Raw genomic sequence first — 16752 nt, forward strand, 5'->3', positions numbered from 1 at the left:
GCAGACGGCGAGCGTCACCGAATGGATCAGCGCCAGCCGCCATTCCGGATCGGTGAAGATCTGCGCGTACCAGGCAGCCGAGAAGCCGACCGGCGGGAAGGTCAGTTCCTGGCGCGAATTGACCGAGACACCGGCAACGACGATGAGGGGCGCCGCCAGGAACAGCGCGATGACGGTGAAGTAGAGACGGCGAAGCCAGGTTGCGGTCATAGCGCGTTCTCCCTGCGTCCGACGAGCAGCGTCATGCCGACAAGCGCCAGCGAGATCAGCACCAGGAACACCGCCATCGCCGCCGCGAAGGGCATGTTGGACTGGTAGATCGCCTGGTCGGTGATCAGCACCGAAAGCGTCCAGTGTTGCGGCCGCCCGAGGATCTGCGGCAACAGATAGGAGCCGAGCGCGAAGACGAAGACCATGATCAGCGTCGCCACGATGGTGTTGCGGAGCGCCGGCGCGACGACGTTGAAGAAGGCCCTGACCGGCGAGGCGCCGAGCGTGCGCGCCGCCTCCAGCAGGGTCGGGTCGAGCCGGACGAGCGCTGGATAGAGCACCAGGATCGTGTAGGGCAGCGCCTGGTAGACCATGCCGGTCAGCACCGCGCCGAAAGTTGGCAGCAGCGCCACCGGCTTGTCCATCAGCCCGATCGCCACGAACAGGTTGGTGATGCCCGCCGTGCGCGAGAACAGCGTCGACCAGGCAAAGCCGATGATGACTTCCGACAGCGACAGCACCGACAGCAGGCCGACCAGCCACAGCGTCTGCACGCGGCGCGGCCGCCTGGTTAGGAGGTAGGTGAAAGGGAAGCCAATCGCCACGCAGCAGACGGCGACCAGCACCGCCAGCATCAGCGAAAAGCCGAGCACGCCGCCGAAGAAGACCGACAGGAAGCGCGCGTAATTGTCGATGACGAAATCCGGTGTGTAGAAGCCGGACGGATTGCGCTTGAAGAAGCTCACCGCGATCATCGTCGAGAATGGCACGACAAAGAAGATGATGAGCATCAGGCCCGGAAAGAAGAGCGGCGTGTAGTCGGCTACCGACTTGGGAGCTTCGCGTCTCATGAGCCGAGCACCACGCAGCTTTCCGGCGGCAGCACGATGCCGACCTTGGCGCCGACCGGCGCGTCGTGCCGCTCGCGCGGCGTCGTCACCGCGACGATGCTGGTTCCGCCCACCTCGATGAAGGTCTCGATCGTGCCGCCGAGGTCGCGCACGAAGCTCACCTCGCCGGTGAGGCCGGCACCGCCAGGGTCGCCAAGATGCACGTCCTCGGGACGGATCGACACAGAAGCTTTGCGCAACCCCGCCGGCATGGCGAGGCCCGGAATGGCGGTGCCGAGGATGGTGGTGCGCCCGGCGCTGTCGACCTCGGCCGGCAACAGGTTGGTGATGCCGATGAAGTCGGCGACGAAGGCGTCGGCCGGCTTGCGGTAGATCTCGATTGGCGGCGCCGCCTGCAATATCTTGCCGTGGCCCATGACGACGACCAGATCGGCCATGGTCATCGCCTCGCGCTGGTCGTGGGTGACGACGATGGTGGTGATACCGAGCCGCTGCTGCAGCTGGCGCAGTTCCACCTGCATCGCCTCACGTAATTTGGCGTCTAGCGCCGACAGCGGCTCGTCGAGCAGGAACAGTTTCGGCGACAGGGCTAGCGCGCGGGCAATCGCCACGCGCTGGCGCTGGCCGCCCGAAAGCTTGGCAACGGGCCGGTCTGCGAAGCCCGCCAGATGGATCAGCGTCAGCAACTCGTCGACCCGCTTCTTCTGCTCTTCCCTGGAGGCGCCACGGATGCGCAGCGCATAAGAGATGTTGTCGCCGACCGACAGATGCGGAAACAGCGCCAGCGACTGGAACACCATGCCGAGATTGCGCTTGTGCGTCGGCAGCGGCGTGATGTCCTCGCCGTCGAGCACGATGGCGCCGCTGCTCGGTTCCTCCAGCCCGGCGATCATGCGCAGCAGCGTGGTCTTGCCGCAGCCCGACGGGCCGAGCAGGCACACGAAAGTGCCATGCGGCACATTGAGCTGCACATTGTCGACGGCGGCGAAATTGCCGAATTTCTTGGTGATGGCGTTGATGTTCAATCCGGACATGCTCACCCCTCTCTCAGGATATTGCACCGCAAGGGCCGCCGGGCAGATGTCCGGCGGCCGGTTTCATGCCAGTGCTCAGCCGACGATCAACTCGGTCCACTTCTGGTTGATCCAGTCGGCCTTCGATGTATAGAGGTCGTAGCGCGGGATGATCGGCTCGATGTCCGACGACACAGTGGCGAACTCTTCCGGCTTGAGGTCGAGCACCTCCTTCTTCAGCGTCGGCGTGGTGCCGACCTTGCGCGACATGACGCCCTGCATCGAAGGCTGGCTCATGAAGTCGATGAAGGCGTGCGCCTCCTCGACCTTGGTCGAGGCGCGCGACAGCACCCAGTTGCCGGAATCCTGGATGCCGCCTTCCTTCGGGAAGGTCGAACGGACATGGAAGCCGTCGGCGGCCGCAAGCCCGGTGACGTCGTGGTAGTACTGGCCCATCGGGATCTCGCCCGACTTCAGCGCTTGCTCGAACTGCGCCTCGTCGCGATACCAGAGGCGCACGTTCGGCTTGACCTCGGCCAGTTTCTCGAACGCCTTGTTCAGCCCGTCCTCGGTGTCGAGCGCGTTGGTGCCGCCCATGAAGGTCTTGGCCGTCACTTCGAGCAGGAACGAGTTGGAGGCGAGCGCCAGCAGGCCGAGTTTGTCCTCGTTGGCCTTGTCCCAGAGTGCCGCCCACGACGTCGGCGCGTCCTTGTAGACGTCGGTGTTGGTGACCAGCGTGATCCACCAGGCGACGGCACCGATGCCGGCGACGCGGCCGTCCGGATATTTGTTGATGAAGCGGGGCAGCAGCTGGTCGTAATGCTTGACCTTCGAGGTGTCGAGCGGCGTCCACAATTCGGTCGACTGGCCCTTCAGCGTCGAGGTCTGCGACATCATCGAAAGGTCGGCCGGCGCCTGCCCGGCCTTGGCCGCCTGTTCGAGCTGCACCAGCCAGGCCTCGCCGGTCGGTTCGGCGACCGATTCCACCGCGATGCCGGTTGCCTTGGTGAATTCCGGGAAGACATGCTCGTCGAACGATTTCTTGAAGTAGCCGCCATAGACGCCGACCTTCAGCGACTTGTCCTGCGCCCGCAGCACCGCGGGCATGGCGAGCACGCCGGCGGCGGCGAAGCCGGCGCCAAGCACGCCGCGCCGGGTGATGGGTGTTGCGATCAGTCTGTTCATTTCAATTCTCCTCTGTTGTGCCGGTTGTCCGGCGGGTTCCCTTGGTTGCGTTTCTCCGCCGTCAGGCGGATCAGTGTGCCGCCGCTCGTTGCTCGAGCGCGCGCGCGTATTGCGTCAGTGGAAAGCACATGACGAAGAAGATCAGCGCCACCAGTCCGTAGACGGTGAACGGTTCGAAGGTCGCGTTGTTGATGGCGTTGGAGGTCCTGACCAGTTCCTCGAAGCCGATGATCGAGGTCAGCGCCGTCGACTTGATCAGCTGCACCAGGAAGCCGACGGTCGGCGCGCGGGTGATCGAGAACGCCTGCGGCAGGATGATCAGCCTGAGTTCCTGCAGGTAGTGCAGCCCGAGGCTGGCGCCGGCGTCCCACTGGCCGCGCGGCAGCGCGTCGACGCCGCTTCGCCAGATCTCGGCCAGATAGGCGCTGGCGAAGAAGGTGAGGCCGAGCGCCGCCGCCGTCCATGGCTCGATGCGCAGCCCGAGCATCGGCAGACCAAAGAACATCAGGAAGAGTTGCATCAAGAGCGGCGTTCCCTGGAACAGCGCGATGTAGCCGGAGGCAATCCGCCGGGTCCATTTGGTCTTGGCGATGCGCAAGAACAGTACGGCCAGGCCGACCAGCGCGCCGCCGACGAAGGCGGCGAGCGACAACAGCACCGTCCAGCGCGCGGCGAGCAGCAGGTTGCGCAATATGTCCCAGAAAGTGAACTCGATCATGACACGCCGGCCCCCAGGACGCGGCGTCCGCCGCCGACCAGCAACCGGCGCAGCCCCATCGACAGGCCGAGATAGACCAGCGTCACCACGAAATAGGTCTCGAAGGCGCGGAAGGTGCGCGCCTGCAGCATGTCGGCCTCGTAAGTCAGTTCCCGCACCGCGATCTGCGACACGACGGCCGACTCCAGCATCATGATGACGATCTGGCTGGTCAGCGCCGGGTAGATCACCTTCAGCGCCTGCGGCAGCACGATCTTGACGAACACCAGGCGCGGCCTGAGCCCAAGCGCCAGTGCGGCTTCCGTCTGCCCGCGCGGCACCGCGTCCAGTCCGGCGCCGACGATCTCGATCGTATAGGCCGCCATGTTGAGCGTCATCGCCAGCATGGCGGCCAGGATCGGATCGAGTCTAATGCCGAGGCTGGGCAGGCCGAAGAAGATGAAGAACAGCTGCACCAGGAACGGCGTGTTGCGCATTACCTCGACATAGGTCGCGATCGCCAGCCGCAGCGGCTTTGGGCCGCTTCTTTTGCCGGCGGCCCCCAGGATGCTGAGGAACGTTCCCGCCAGCGTGGTGACGGCGATCAGCAGGATCGTCGTCGCCGCGCCGCGCGCGATCGCGCCCGCCGCACCCGTAAGCCAGCCGAAGTCGAGGCTGTAGCCCATGGCAAAACGCCCTGTTGCTCCAAAGCATGATCCCGAACCCTCGGTTCAGAAAGATCATGCTCAAACAAAGATTGAGCCCATCCCGATTCGATCGGGATGGGCTCGCGATCAGTCCTTGAGGTTGTCGGGGTTGAGCGGCGTCTTCAGCCAGGCCTTCGAGCTCTCGTCCAGCTTGCCTTCGGCCAGCATCTTGGCGACCGCGTCGTTGATCGCCTTCTTCAGTCGGTCCTCGTTCTTGTTGAGGCCGATATGCGAGGGCGAGGTCAGCAGCTGGAACTTCTGCTCCGGCTGCAACGCATCCTGCTTGGCCAGCACCTGGGCGCCGACATCGTTGCCCACAACCATCAGCTGGGTCTGGCCGGAGATGAAGGCCTGGATGACGGAGTTGTAGTTGTCGAAGCGGCGGATGTCGGCGGAAGCCGGCGCCGCTTCGGTCAGCGAGGTGTCCTCCAGCGTGCCGCGATTGACGGCGATCGACTTGTCGGCAAGGTCTTCCTTGCCTTTGACCGACAGCGCGGCCGGGCCGATGACGGCGATATAGTAGGGCGCGTAGGCGGCGGCGAAATCGATCACCTCGGCGCGTTCTTTCGAGTAGCCGACGCTCATCAGGAAGTCGACGCGTTTGTCGGTGAGATAGGGAATGCGGTTCTGGCCGGTGACGCTGACCAGGTTCAGCTTCACCTTCAGGGAGTCGGCGATCGCCTGCGCCACGTCGATGTCGTAGCCCTTGATGCTCATGTCGGCGCTGGCCGAGGAGAAGGGCGGAAAGTCGGAGAAGATGCCGACATTGACGGTGCCGGCCTTGGTGATGTCGTCGATGGCATCGGCCCTGGCGGCCTGGGAGGACAGGCCGGCGGCGCCGAGCATCAACATTGCCGTGATGGCGGATTTCAGCGTGTTGCGAAGTGTCATTTTAGTTCCCCTGCTGGAAGCTTGTTGTTGAGTCCGGCCGCCGGCTCCAGCGCGGCGGCCGTATTGGCTTGGCGTCGCCTCAGCCTTTCTTGATGGCCGGGCTGAACACCATCAGGCTCAGGATCTCGAACAGGACCTGGGCGCCGACATGGGCGGTGTTGGTGGTCGCGTCGTACTGCGGCGCCACCTCGACGACGTCGCCGCCGACGATGTTGAGGCCCTTGAGGCCGCGCAGCAGTTCGAGCACCTCGCGCGTCGTCAGCCCGCCGACTTCCGGCGTGCCGGTGCCCGGCGCGAAGGCCGGATCGACGCTGTCGACGTCGAAGGAGACGTAGGTCGGCCCGTCGCCAACGACCTTGCGCGCCTTCTCGATGATGGCGGGAATGCCGAGGCCGGTCACCTCCTCGGCGTGCACGACGGTCATGCCGGACTCATAGGAGAACTCCCACAGATATTCGGCCGCGCCGCGAATGCCGATCTGGATGGTGCGCGACGGATCGAGCACGCCGTCCAGCACCGCGTTGCGGAACGGTCCGCCGTGGTGGAATTTAGTCAGGTCGAACAGGCCACTGGTATCGCAGTGGGCGTCGATATGGATCATGCCGACCGGCGCCTTCTTGCCGACCGCCTTCAGGATCGGATGGCTGATCGAGTGATCGCCGCCGACCGACAGCGGGATGACGCCGGCATCGACGATCTGGTTGGCGCGGCGCTCGATGTCCTCATGGCTGGTCTCCAGCCGGTAGCGGCTCTGGAACGGCACGTCGCCGATGTCGGCGACGCGAAGTTCGTGCGTCGGCGCGCATTCCAGCACATGGTTGTAGGGGCCGATGCGTTCGATGGCGCGCAGCGCCCGCGGCCCGAAGCGCGAGCCCGGCCGGTTGGTGACGCCGAGGTCCATCGGCACGCCGATCATCGCCACCTGCAGGTCGCCGAAATCCGGATTGTCGGCGGTCACCTGGCGGTAGGGCGCGGCAAGGAAGGTCGGGATGCCGGAATAGGGCGCCAGTCTCGTGCCTGACTTGGAGAAGATCTTGTCGGCGACCTTGCGGAACTTCGGATCGAACATCTCGCCGCCATGGCCCTCGCCATACTTGCGACGCAACGCTTCGAGCTTGCCGCGATCGTAACCCATGTCGGTCTCCTCCGTCTGGCTGGCAATGAAAGCTTCGGCAACGCCTATGATGCTGACCGCCATCGGCCGGACCGCGGTCCCGCCCTGGCTGCCTGCAGATTTTCACGTCTTGAAGATGCTCCGGCACAAAGTCTCCGGCAGCTCCATTGAAAAATCAATTGATATTGTTAGGGTGTTTGTTGTGAGAAAATCTCACAGTGCAAAGGTGCACCATGGCCAAGCGTCTGCCCCCCTTGAATCCGCTGCGCGCCTTCGAGGCGACGGCGCGCCACGCCTCGCTGACCAAGGCGGCGGCGGAGCTGAATGTCACACACGGCGCCGTCAGCCACCAGATCAAGGCGCTCGAGCAGTCGCTTGGCGTCAAGCTGCTGGAGCGCGCTGGCCAGCGGGTGAGGTTGACGCCGCACGGCGCCGAGCTTTTGCCGGCGGTATCGACTGCCTTCGACGGCATTGCCGCCGCCACCCAGCGCATGACGAGGCCTGCCAGTGCCGGCAAGCTCTCCATATCCTGCGTTCCGGCGCTGCTGCTGCTGTGGATGGCGCCGCGGCTGGGCTCGTTCACCGCGCAATATCCGGACATCCAGCTCACCTTGCTTCCCTCCAACGACGCCAGGGACATCCGCGCCCCGCACATCGATGTCTGCGTGCACTATGGCGACGGCAGCTGGAGCGACTGCTGGATGCGCAAGTGGTCCGGCCTCGAACTGTTCCCGGTGGTCAGCCCGACGCTGATCAACAACCGCCCGATCCGCACCGTGCGCGATCTCGCCGATCATGTCTTCCTGCATGGCGACGACGGCCGTGAATGGCACACCTGGCTGGCCGCCGCGGATGCGCTCGATCTGGAGCGCGGCCGCCGCCACCATCTCGGTGACGCGCGCGTGGCGATCGAGGCCGCCGTTCACGGCCATGGCGTGGCGCTCGGCGATACGGTGACCGCAAGCGGGCTGCTGGCCAGGGGCCTGCTGGTTGCGCCGTTCAGCCTGTCGGTGCCGGCGGTCGACGATTTCTACGTCGTGTGCCGAAACGAGATGAAGTCGGCGCCGATCGTCCAGCTGTTCATCGACTGGCTGTTTGCCGAGAAGGAACAGGCTGACAGCCGCGCCGACGCGCCGGTCGCGGGGCGCATCGGCAGCCGCAGGAAACGCCCGGCACTGAGGGTGATCGGCGCCAGGACGGGGGCCTGACGGCTGGACCGTGACGGCTTCCTTTTTGTCGGGCCAGCCCGCAAAGCGGGAGGCGTTCCCGAAAATTCAATGCTAAGAGGCTTTGGCTAAGGCAATCCCTGGAAAGTGCGTAGCGCTTTTCCGTCCGGGATTGCGCAGACAAACGCTAGAGTGAGCAGCGAAGGCGGTAGGACGACATGGCAAAGACCGATATTGCGCGGCGCGTCTACAACCATACCTGGAAGCTGGACCCGATCGTCCGCAGCCTGCTCGATACCGATTTCTACAAGCTGCTGATGCTTCAGATGATCTGGGGCATGTACCCCAAGGTCGACGCCACCTTCTCGCTGATCAACCGCACCACCTCGGTTCGCCTCGCCGACGAGATCGACGAGCAGGAGTTGCGCGACCAGCTCGACCATGCCCGCACCCTGCGCTTCTCCAAGAAGGAGATGATCTGGCTGGGCGGCAACACCTTCTATGGCCGCAAGCAGATCTTCGAGCCGGAGTTCCTCGCCTGGCTGGAGGATTTCCAGTTGCCCGAATACGAGCTGTCCAAGCGCGACGGCCAGTACGAGCTCTCCTTCGCCGGCCCCTGGATGTACACGACGCTGTGGGAGATCCCGGCGCTGGCTATCATCAATGAGCTCCGTTCCCGCGCGGCCATGCGCGCCTTCGGCCCCTTCGCGCTCGACGTGCTCTATGCCCGCGCCAAGGCCAAGATGTGGGCCAAGACCGAGCGGCTGAAGGCACTGCCGGGCATCCGCATTTCCGATTTCGGTACCCGTCGCCGCCACTCCTTCCTGTGGCAGCGCTGGTGCGTCGAGGCGCTCAAGGAAGGCATCGGCGAGGCCTTCACCGGCACCTCCAACGTGCTGCTCGCGATGGACAACGACCTGGAAGCGCTCGGCACCAACGCGCATGAACTGCCGATGGTGTTTGCCGCCCTTGCCAATTCTGAAGGCGAGCTCAAGCAGTCGCCCTACAAGGTGCTGCAGGACTGGCAGCGCTATTATGGCGGCAATTTGCTGATCGTGCTGCCCGACACCTTCGGCACGGCTGCCTTCCTGCGCGATGCGCCGGACTGGATCGCCGACTGGACCGGGTTCCGTCCCGACAGCGCGCCGCCGATCGAGGGTGGCGAGAAGATCCTGTCCTGGTGGCGCGAGAAGGGCAAGGACCCCAGGCAGAAGCTGTTGATCTTCTCCGACGGGCTCGAGGTCGAGACGATCGAGGAGACCTACCGCCACTTCCGCGGCAAGGTGCGCATGTCCTTCGGCTGGGGCACCAACCTCACCAACGATTTCGAGGGCTGCGCGCCGACCGAGACCAACCGGCTCGACGCCATATCGCTGGTCTGCAAGGTCAGCGAGGCCAGTGGCCGACCTGCGGTCAAGCTCTCCGACAATCCCGCCAAGGCCACCGGGGATGAGAAGGAGATCAAGCGGTATCTGAGGATATTCGGCGAGAAGGACCGGGTGAGGCAGCTGGTCAAGGTGTGAGGGTGGCGGGTGCTTCCCGTACCGCCATGCGAGACGGCAGAGTTGGATAGGCCGAGTTCCTTCGCGCCCCCCATAGGGCGCCAACCTTCGCGATTGGCTCTCGCAGCCGCCTTCACACCGTTCCTCCCCACTTCCGCCTTCGCCCACGCCTCCGACCGTGGCCATGTCCTTCTCCTCCCCACCGGCTACTATGTCGCCGGCGGCGCGCTTGCCGTTGCCGCCAGCTTTCTCGTCCTGGCGCTGCTGCCGCCCGATGCCCTCGACCGCTTCTGGCGCCGCCGCCTGCCGCTCTTTGCCTTTGGCGACGACACGCGCGCGATCGTCAGCCTGATATCTTTTGCCGGCTTCGCAATCCTCCTTGCCGCCGGCCTGTTCGGCAGCCGCGATCCATTGTCCAACCCGCTGCCGCTCGTCATATGGACACTGCTCTGGGTCGGCCTGGCCCTGCTGCAGGGGCTCCTCGGCGACCTCTGGTCGTGGCTCGACCCCTGGTACGGGCCGTGGCGCGTCGTCAGCCGCCCGATTGGCCGCGACGGCGAAGAAGAGCGCCTGCCCGCATGGCTCGGCGGCTGGCCGGCCGTCGCGCTGTTCTTCGCCTTCGCCTGGTTCGAGCTGATCGACCCGGCGCCCGACGACCCGGCCCGGCTGGCATACGCCGCCGGCCTCTACTGGCTGCTGAGCTTCGTGCTGATGCTTGTCTTCGGCCATCGCGACTGGAGCCGGCGCGGCGAGTTCCTGAGCGTGTTCTTCAGCATGGTCGGGCGCTTTGCTGTTGTGGAGCGCGACGGCAAGCGCAGGCTCAGTCTCTGCTGGCCAGGCGCGAAGCTGCTCTCCGCCGAGTCGCTGCCGACAAGCGGCATGGCCTTCCTGCTGCTGGCGCTGTCGTCGGTCTCCTTCGACGGACTGTCGAAAACCTTCTTCTGGCTCGGCCTGTTCGGCGTCAATCCGCTGGAGTTTCCCGGTCGCACCGCGCTGATCGGCATCGGCAGCTTCGGCCTTGTCTTGACCTTCGTCCTGCTGGCAGCGGTGTTCGTGCTTGCCGTCCATATCGGCCAGCGCCTTGCCGGCAGCGGCCATTCGCTGCGCCAAGCTGCCGGCCTGCTGGTCTGGTCGATCGTGCCGATCGCGCTCGCCTACCATTTCGCCCACTACCTGACGGCGCTGCTGGTCGACGGCCAGTATGCGCTGGCTGCTATGTCCGATCCGTTCGCGCTCGGCTGGAATCTGTTCGGTACCGCCGGCATGGAGGTCGAGGCCGGCGTGATCGCCGGCGCCGACTCGGCCTGGTGGCTCTGGAATCTCGAGGCCGGCGTCATCATCCTTGGCCATGTGCTGGCCGTCCTCGTCGCCCATGGCCTGGCCTGGCGGCTGCATCCGGTCGCGGCGCGCGCGGCGCTCAGCCAGCTACCGCTTACCGTGCTGATGATTGCCTATACGGTCTTTGGCCTTTGGCTGCTTGCCACGCCGACCGCCGGGTAAAAAAGGCGGCCTCAAGTGCCGACCGGGAAGTTCGCTTGCCAGGTCGAGGCTTTGGTGATTTAGTTTGTACACATGCAATTTTTGCCTCGTTACAGCCATTGGTCAAAACTCAAAAAACAGGGGAACTGCCGTGTCTGACAAGAATGGGTTTTTCGATCTTTCCAAGACCACTCTTTCGCGCCGCACTGCGCTGAAGGGCCTCGCCGCCGGCGCCGGCCTCGCCGTCGCGCCGGGCTTCGTCCGCTACAGCCAGGCGCAGAGCTCGGCGCCGATCAAGATCGGCTTCCAGTCGCACCGCACTGGCATCGGCGCCGCCTATGGCCGCTGGTACGAGAAGACGAGCGCCGCCGCGGTCAAGGCGATCAACGATGCCGGCGGCATCAATGGTCGCCAGGTCGAGCTGGTCATCGAGGATGACGGCACCGATCCCGCCCGCGGCGCCGAAGTGGTCGGCAAGTTCGCCACCCAGCACAAGACCGACATCGTCTTCGGCACCCTGTTCTCGCATGTCGTGATCGGTTCGGCGCCGGCCGCCGGCGAAAACAAGATCCCCTATTTCGTCGTCAGCGAAGGCCACCACGTCGCCTCGACCAAGCTCAACCGCTATGTCTTCCAGCCCGGCATCACCGATGTGAAGAGCCAGATCCAGTCGATGGCGCCGTGGATCGCCGCCAATGCCGGCAAGAAGGTGACGCAGATCTTCCCCGACTTCGCCTTCGGCTACGACCATCGCGACTATCTGCCGCCGGCGCTGAAGGCACAGGGCGCCGACGTCATCGCCCAGATCGCCATTCCGCCGACGGAGTCATCATTCACCAAGTACTTCCCGCAGATTCCGGCCGAGACCGAGGTGATCTACCATGTCATGGTCGGCCCAGCCGTGCTCACCTTCGTCAAGGAGCTCGGCGAGTTCTACGGCTCGTCGCGGCCACAACTGTTCGGCTTCATGGATTCGCTCGAGGCCACCGACATCAACAGCCCCGGCCTCGAATTCCTCGACGGTAGCCATTTCTGGGAAGGTTCGCCGCGCTATGCGCAAGCCGACGATTCCGCCGCCCAGAAGGCCTATCGCGCCGCTGTCGGCATCGACGACAATGGCGCCGCCGTCGGCGATCCCAAGGACGTCTCTACCGCCTCGCACATGTTCGGCTGCTGGGAAACGCTCTACGTCGTCAAGAAGGCGATGGAAGACGCCAGCTACAAGGGACCGGAGGACCGCTCCAAGCTGGTCGAGGCGACCGAGGCGCTGAAGGAATTCGCCGAAGGGCCGGAGCATCCGCAGGGGCCAAAGACCTTCAATGGCAAGATCCACCAGTGCTTCGGCATCCAGAACATCTCAAAGGTCGAGAGTGGCAAGCTCAAGGTCGTCCACAAGACCAAGATCGAGGACGGCCTCTACGAGCCGGAAGGGGATTACACGACGCAGGCGCTGTGAACTTAGCTCCAGCAGCGTGAGCGCCAAGCCACCCCCCTCTGTCCTGCCGGCCATCTTCCCCTCAAGCGGGGAGATCGGATTTCACGGCGGGTTTCGCCAATTACCAACGATGGTAGAAAAGCGCCGTCGCAGGTCCTGCCAATCTCCCCGCTTGAGGGGGAGATGCCCGGCAGGACAGAGGGGGGTGCCTGGCGCATCCGCTGGCAAATAACCAATGCACTTCGGACCCCATCTCCTCCTCGCCGCCCTCGAAGGCCTCGTCACCTCCGCCGTGCTGGCGTTGACAGCGCTTGGCCTGTCGCTGGTGTTCGGCGTGATGCGCGTCGTCAACGTCGCCCATGGCGAGTTCTTCATGCTCGGCGCGGTGCTGGCCTGGGCGATCTCGACTGCGATCTCGGGCCATCCGGCACTCGGCTTCGTCGCCGCGCTGGCAATTGCACCGCTCATCGTCGGCGCGGTTGCGTTGCTCGCGGAGCGGCTGGTGCTGCGCCGGCTCGATTACAATCCGGAAGCTACCATCGTCGCCACCATCGGCATGCTCTACATCATCCAGCAATTGGCGCTGAGCTTCTATGGCCCCGAGGCGCGCCCGGTCGAGCCACCCTTCAGCTACCGCATCCTGCTGCCTTGGTTCGGCTACTCCGGCTACAAGCTGTCGGTGGTCGCGGCCTCCGCGCTGCTGCTCGTCGCGACCTGGCTGGTGCTGACACGGACCAAGGTTGGGCTCTTGATGCGCGCCACCCAGTATGACAGCGAGACCGCGCAGGCCTTCGGCATTCCGGTCGACCGGGTCTATGGCGGCGTCTTCGCGTTCGGCGCCATGCTGGCGGCAATAGCCGCGGTGCTGATCGTGCCGATCAGCCAGGCGCATTATCTGATGGGGCAGGATCCGCTGCTGCTCTCCTTCGTCGTCGTCATCATCGGCGGCCTCGGCTCGCTGCGCGGCACCCTCGTCGCCGCCGTGCTGATCGGCCTGTCGGATGGCATCATCTCGATGTTCTTCTCGCCGACGCTGGCCAAGATCATCGCCACGCTTGTCGTTGCCATGGTGCTGGTGTTCCGGCCGCAAGGCCTGTTCGGGACGGCGTCGCGATGACGGAAGCTTCGCCGGCAAGGGCCTATGCGCTGCATCTCGGCGTCATCGCCCTGCTCTTCGCGCTGAGCTTCGCCCTGCCGGACTATCACCACGGCCTCATTGCCCGCATCATGGTGCTGGCGGTCTTCGCCATGGGCTACAATCTGCTGTTCGGCTATGTCGGCCTGCTCAGCCTCGGCCATGCCATGTTCTTCGCCGCCGGCCTCTACGGCGCGGGCTTAAGCGTCTATCACCTGGGCTGGAACGTGCCGGCCGCCTTCCTGGCCGGCATCGTCTGCGGCGCGCTGCTGGCCCTGGCGATCGGCGTGCTGGCACTGCGCACGTCCGGCGTCGCCTTCATGATCGTCACCATGATGTTCGCGCAGGTGTTTTCGCTGCTCATCCTCTATTTCGCCGTCTGGACCGGCGGCGACCAGGGCCTGGTTGTTCAGCAAGCGGCGCGGGTGCTGACCTTCGGCGGCACGACGCTCGACCTCACCAACCCGACCGTGCGCTACATGAGCGCGCTGGCCCTGTTCTCCATCATCCTGCTGGCGACGCTTGCCGTCGTCCGCTCCCGCTATGGCCGCGTGTTGGTCGCCATCCGCGAGAACGAGGAACGGACGAAGATGCTCGGCTACGACACCTTCTCCAACAAGCTTGCCGCCGTCGTCGTCTCCGGCACCATCTGCGCGGCCTCGGGCGCCGCCTATGCGCTTCTGTTCGGCTATGTCGGCTCCAGCTTCGCCTCGGTGCAGTATTCCATCCTGCCGCTGCTCTGGGTGCTGCTCGGCGGCGCCGCCACCGCGCTTGGCCCCCTCATCGGCACGCTGTTCATGTACTATGTCACCGACATCACCAGCGGCTTCACCTCGGCCTATCTGCTGATCGTCGGCGTCGCGCTCATCCTGCTGGTGCTGTTCTTCCCGAAGGGGATCATGGGCAGCATCCGCCAGCGCTGGCTCGGGTGGCTGCCATGATGCCGCTTCTGACAACCAAGGGCCTGTCCCGCAATTTCGGTGGCCTGCGCGCCGTCGACAATGTCGACTTCGCGCTGATGCCGGGCGAGATCCGCGCCGTCATCGGTCCCAACGGCGCCGGCAAGACTACCTTCGTCAGCCTGGTCAGCGGCCGCATCCCTCCTTCATCCGGGATGATCGTCTTTGATGGCGCCGATATCACCAGCCTGCCGGCCTACAGACGGGTTCGCCTCGGCGTCGCCTACACCTTCCAGATTACCAGCGTCTTCGCCAATCTCTCCGCCTACGACAATGTCGCTTTGCCGGTGCAGCGTACGCTGACCGACGGACGTTCCAAGGGCGCGGTCAGGGCCGGCGTGATGGCCGCGCTCGAGCGCACCGGCCTTGCCGGTCGCGCCCATATGCCGGCGGGCCAGCTATCCTATGGCCACCAGCGGCTGCTCGAAGTGGCGATGGGTCTGGCGCTGAAGCCGCGCCTCTTGATCCTCGACGAACCGACGCAAGGGTTGGCCGACAGCGAGATCGACAATTTCATCGAGCTCGTGCGCGAGATCGCCAAAAGCGCCACCGTGCTCCTGATCGAGCACAACATGCCGGTCGTCATGCAGCTCGCCGACCGCATTACCGTCTTCAACGCCGGCCGTATCCTCGCCGAAGGCACGCCGGAACAGGTGCGCGGGAACCGCCAGGTGCAGGACGCCTATCTCGGGGCCGGCCATGACTGAGGCAGGCTCCAAGGCGCTGGCCATCTCCGGGCTCGACTGCTTCTACGGCGAGGTCCAGGTCCTCTACGGGCTCGACCTTGTTCTCAACAAGGGCGAGGTGCTTTGCCTGTTCGGCCGCAACGGCGCCGGCAAGACGACCACGCTGAAGGCGATCATGGGCCTGGTTCCGGCGGCGGCCGGCTCGATCAGACTGGACGGCACGGAGCTCACCGGCCTGGCGGCGCACGACGTGCCGAAGGCCGGCGTCGCCTATGTGCCGCAGGGCAGGCGATTGTTCGCCGAGATGACGGTGGCGGAAAACATCGAAATCGGCCTGATGACGCGCGGCAAGGGCAAGGCCGTGCGGGAAAATGTCCTCGACCTTTTCCCGCTGCTGCGCCAGCGTCTCAGGCAGCGCTCAGGCACGCTGTCCGGCGGCGAGCAGCAGATGCTGGCCATGGCGCGTGCGCTCTGCCTCGAACCGCAGGTGCTGCTGCTTGACGAGCCGACCGAAGGTCTGATGCCGTCGATGATCGCCAAGATCCGCGAGACGGTGGCCAAGCTGCGCGAGCGCGGCGTCTCCACCATTCTTGTCGAGCAGCGCGTCGATGCGGTTCTGTCGGTCGCCGACCGCGTCTGCTTTATCGAGAACGGCCGCAACCGCGAGACGGTTGATGTCGAGCAATTGCGCGCGGATCCGTCGGCGGTCAGGCGGTATGTCGGCGTCGGTTGAAGCCTCTAATCGTCCAGCGCACCGATCGCTTTCGCGCGCACAAATGCCAGGCCGGCAATAGCGAGATCGCCGACCGCCATGCCGCGGAACGCGAACGCCGTTCGCTCACTCGCGCTTTGACGACCCGGCACGTCGCCGCTGACCAAACCGGTCAAGTCGCGGGCGACGAGTTCGGGTCTCACCATGGGTTTGCTCATCTGCGCCTCTTGCACCAAATCGTCTATGACGATGCGATCGAAGATGGCCATGGTTTCGGGTAGCCAAGGCAGGGCCAGGTCGGTCATCGTCGCGAAGACTCCGGCCTTCAGCCATCGGGCATCCAAAAATGGAACGGGCTCGGGTATCAACGTGACTGTCGTCACCACGATGTCGGCGGGCTCGACCGCCGCCTTGGCAGTATCGCTCGGGACTGCTCTGAGACCACGTGTTTCAGCGATCCGGCAGAGTGCTTCACGACTGCCTTTGCTCCGGGCAAAGGCTCGAATCTCCTGCAACGGAAAAAGGTCGGCCAGAACTTCGAGATGACCGCGCGCCTGAACACCGCATCCGATGAACGCGACGCATGCCGGGTCGGCCCGCGCCAGACGCCGGGCCGCCACGGCGCTTAGGCCAGCCGTGCGCTTCGCGGTCACCCAATTGCCGTCGACCACAGCTAGCGGCAGTCCTGTCTCAGCGTCGAGAAGGGTGATCAGCGAGTTAAGCGTTGCAAGTCCCCGCTCGGAATTACGGGGATTGACCACCAGCGACTTGGTCGCCAGTACCCGAGGTTCGGTAGCTACTCCGAGAGTCGCCATGATGTAGCGGTCGTCGCCTGGCAGCACCACCGCCTTGGGCGCACACCATACTTCGCCCCGCCGCTGACCGATGATCTGCCGCTCGATTTCGTCGACCACATGGGACGTCGAAATCGCCAGGCCATCCAGGAATTCGGCTGACAGATAGGGCAGCTTCTCGATGGTCAATGTCGCCCCCGACGTAACCCCGCACCC

Annotated in this window: 16 protein-coding genes and 1 pseudogene; 8 read left to right on the plus strand and 9 right to left on the minus strand. The window is 64.9% G+C overall.

Annotated elements, in window-relative coordinates; all coding sequences use genetic code 11:
* The 8 genes and pseudogenes from EN745_RS13135 to speB form a co-directional block, all read right to left on the minus strand.
* A pseudogene (locus EN745_RS13135) lies at nt 1-210 on the minus strand (ABC transporter permease); the annotation flags it as partial.
* Nucleotides 207-1061, minus strand: coding sequence for an ABC transporter permease (locus tag EN745_RS13140; protein ID WP_127421442.1), 855 nt, complete (start codon nt 1059-1061; stop codon nt 207-209). The pseudogene EN745_RS13135 and the gene EN745_RS13140, both read right to left, overlap by 4 nt.
* Nucleotides 1058-2095: an ABC transporter ATP-binding protein gene (locus EN745_RS13145; protein WP_127421443.1), complete on the minus strand. Its 1038-nt coding sequence runs from the start codon at nt 2093-2095 to the stop codon at nt 1058-1060. Before EN745_RS13145 ends, EN745_RS13140 begins: the two co-directional genes overlap by 4 nt.
* A gap of 75 nt (nt 2096-2170) precedes the next feature.
* The gene (locus EN745_RS13150; protein WP_127421444.1) at nt 2171-3259 is read right to left on the minus strand and encodes an extracellular solute-binding protein; all 1089 of its coding nucleotides are present in this window, start codon (nt 3257-3259) and stop codon (nt 2171-2173) included.
* A 70-nt stretch (nt 3260-3329) separates the two neighbouring features.
* Nucleotides 3330-3977, minus strand: coding sequence for an amino acid ABC transporter permease (locus tag EN745_RS13155; RefSeq protein ID WP_126057022.1), 648 nt, complete (start codon nt 3975-3977; stop codon nt 3330-3332).
* Nucleotides 3974-4642, minus strand: coding sequence for an amino acid ABC transporter permease (locus EN745_RS13160; protein ID WP_126057021.1), 669 nt, complete (start codon nt 4640-4642; stop codon nt 3974-3976). Before EN745_RS13160 ends, EN745_RS13155 begins: the two co-directional genes overlap by 4 nt.
* 108 nt (nt 4643-4750) lie before the next feature.
* A complete protein-coding gene (locus EN745_RS13165; RefSeq protein ID WP_127421445.1) occupies nt 4751-5554 on the minus strand; it encodes a transporter substrate-binding domain-containing protein in 804 nt (267 codons plus the stop codon).
* A 79-nt stretch (nt 5555-5633) separates the two neighbouring features.
* The gene (gene speB, locus EN745_RS13170) at nt 5634-6689 is read right to left on the minus strand and encodes an agmatinase (protein ID WP_126059271.1); all 1056 of its coding nucleotides are present in this window, start codon (nt 6687-6689) and stop codon (nt 5634-5636) included.
* A gap of 212 nt (nt 6690-6901) precedes the next feature.
* Between speB and gcvA the strand changes: the two genes are divergently transcribed.
* The 8 genes from gcvA to EN745_RS13215 all read left to right on the plus strand — a co-directional run bounded on the left by gcvA (nt 6902) and on the right by EN745_RS13215 (nt 15763).
* Nucleotides 6902-7876, plus strand: coding sequence for a transcriptional regulator GcvA (gcvA, locus tag EN745_RS13175; protein ID WP_126057019.1), 975 nt, complete (start codon nt 6902-6904; stop codon nt 7874-7876).
* A gap of 176 nt (nt 7877-8052) precedes the next feature.
* Entirely contained in the window at nt 8053-9357 is a 1305-nt protein-coding gene (gene pncB / locus EN745_RS13180; protein ID WP_127421446.1) for a nicotinate phosphoribosyltransferase, read from the plus strand.
* Nucleotides 9358-9450: 93 nt separating this feature from the next.
* The gene (locus EN745_RS13185) at nt 9451-10836 is read left to right on the plus strand and encodes a hypothetical protein (protein WP_127421447.1); all 1386 of its coding nucleotides are present in this window, start codon (nt 9451-9453) and stop codon (nt 10834-10836) included.
* Nucleotides 10837-10966: 130 nt separating this feature from the next.
* Nucleotides 10967-12271, plus strand: a complete 1305-nt coding sequence (locus EN745_RS13190; protein ID WP_127421448.1) for an ABC transporter substrate-binding protein — start codon at nt 10967-10969, stop codon at nt 12269-12271.
* 214 nt (nt 12272-12485) lie between these two features.
* Nucleotides 12486-13367 (plus strand): branched-chain amino acid ABC transporter permease, encoded by an 882-nt coding sequence (locus tag EN745_RS13200; RefSeq protein ID WP_127421449.1) that lies wholly within the window; start codon nt 12486-12488, stop codon nt 13365-13367.
* Nucleotides 13364-14326, plus strand: coding sequence for a branched-chain amino acid ABC transporter permease (locus EN745_RS13205; RefSeq protein ID WP_127421450.1), 963 nt, complete (start codon nt 13364-13366; stop codon nt 14324-14326). The genes EN745_RS13200 and EN745_RS13205 overlap by 4 nt, the downstream gene beginning before the upstream one ends.
* Nucleotides 14323-15051, plus strand: a complete 729-nt coding sequence (locus tag EN745_RS13210; protein ID WP_127406999.1) for an ABC transporter ATP-binding protein — start codon at nt 14323-14325, stop codon at nt 15049-15051. The genes EN745_RS13205 and EN745_RS13210 overlap by 4 nt, the downstream gene beginning before the upstream one ends.
* Nucleotides 15044-15763: an ABC transporter ATP-binding protein gene (locus EN745_RS13215; protein WP_127421451.1), complete on the plus strand. Its 720-nt coding sequence runs from the start codon at nt 15044-15046 to the stop codon at nt 15761-15763. Before EN745_RS13210 ends, EN745_RS13215 begins: the two co-directional genes overlap by 8 nt.
* Before the next feature lie 5 nt (nt 15764-15768).
* On the opposite strand, the gene EN745_RS13220 is transcribed toward EN745_RS13215, so the two are convergent.
* On the minus strand, nt 15769-16725 hold the full coding sequence (locus EN745_RS13220; protein ID WP_127421452.1) for an ornithine cyclodeaminase family protein: 957 nt from the start codon (nt 16723-16725) through the stop codon (nt 15769-15771).
* Between the last annotated feature and the right edge of the window lie 27 nt (nt 16726-16752).

The organism is Mesorhizobium sp. M4A.F.Ca.ET.022.05.2.1 (assembly GCF_003998845.1).
GTDB lineage: Bacteria > Pseudomonadota > Alphaproteobacteria > Rhizobiales > Rhizobiaceae > Mesorhizobium.

Bases quoted from the DNA above. Each gene is read 5' to 3' on its own strand.
- EN745_RS13205 (WP_127421450.1), top strand. From the start codon at position 13,364: ATGACGGAAGCTTCGCCGGCAAGGGCCTATGCGCTGCATCTCGGCGTC.
- EN745_RS13145 (WP_127421443.1), bottom strand. From the start codon at position 2,095: ATGTCCGGATTGAACATCAACGCCATCACCAAGAAATTCGGCAATTTC.
- EN745_RS13160 (WP_126057021.1), bottom strand. From the start codon at position 4,642: ATGGGCTACAGCCTCGACTTCGGCTGGCTTACGGGTGCGGCGGGCGCG.
- EN745_RS13150 (WP_127421444.1), bottom strand. From the start codon at position 3,259: ATGAACAGACTGATCGCAACACCCATCACCCGGCGCGGCGTGCTTGGC.
- EN745_RS13210 (WP_127406999.1), top strand. From the start codon at position 14,323: ATGATGCCGCTTCTGACAACCAAGGGCCTGTCCCGCAATTTCGGTGGC.
- gcvA (WP_126057019.1), top strand. From the start codon at position 6,902: ATGGCCAAGCGTCTGCCCCCCTTGAATCCGCTGCGCGCCTTCGAGGCG.
- EN745_RS13200 (WP_127421449.1), top strand. From the start codon at position 12,486: ATGCACTTCGGACCCCATCTCCTCCTCGCCGCCCTCGAAGGCCTCGTC.
- EN745_RS13155 (WP_126057022.1), bottom strand. From the start codon at position 3,977: ATGATCGAGTTCACTTTCTGGGACATATTGCGCAACCTGCTGCTCGCC.
- speB (WP_126059271.1), bottom strand. From the start codon at position 6,689: ATGGGTTACGATCGCGGCAAGCTCGAAGCGTTGCGTCGCAAGTATGGC.
- EN745_RS13140 (WP_127421442.1), bottom strand. From the start codon at position 1,061: ATGAGACGCGAAGCTCCCAAGTCGGTAGCCGACTACACGCCGCTCTTC.
- EN745_RS13215 (WP_127421451.1), top strand. From the start codon at position 15,044: ATGACTGAGGCAGGCTCCAAGGCGCTGGCCATCTCCGGGCTCGACTGC.
- pncB (WP_127421446.1), top strand. From the start codon at position 8,053: ATGGCAAAGACCGATATTGCGCGGCGCGTCTACAACCATACCTGGAAG.
- EN745_RS13165 (WP_127421445.1), bottom strand. From the start codon at position 5,554: ATGACACTTCGCAACACGCTGAAATCCGCCATCACGGCAATGTTGATG.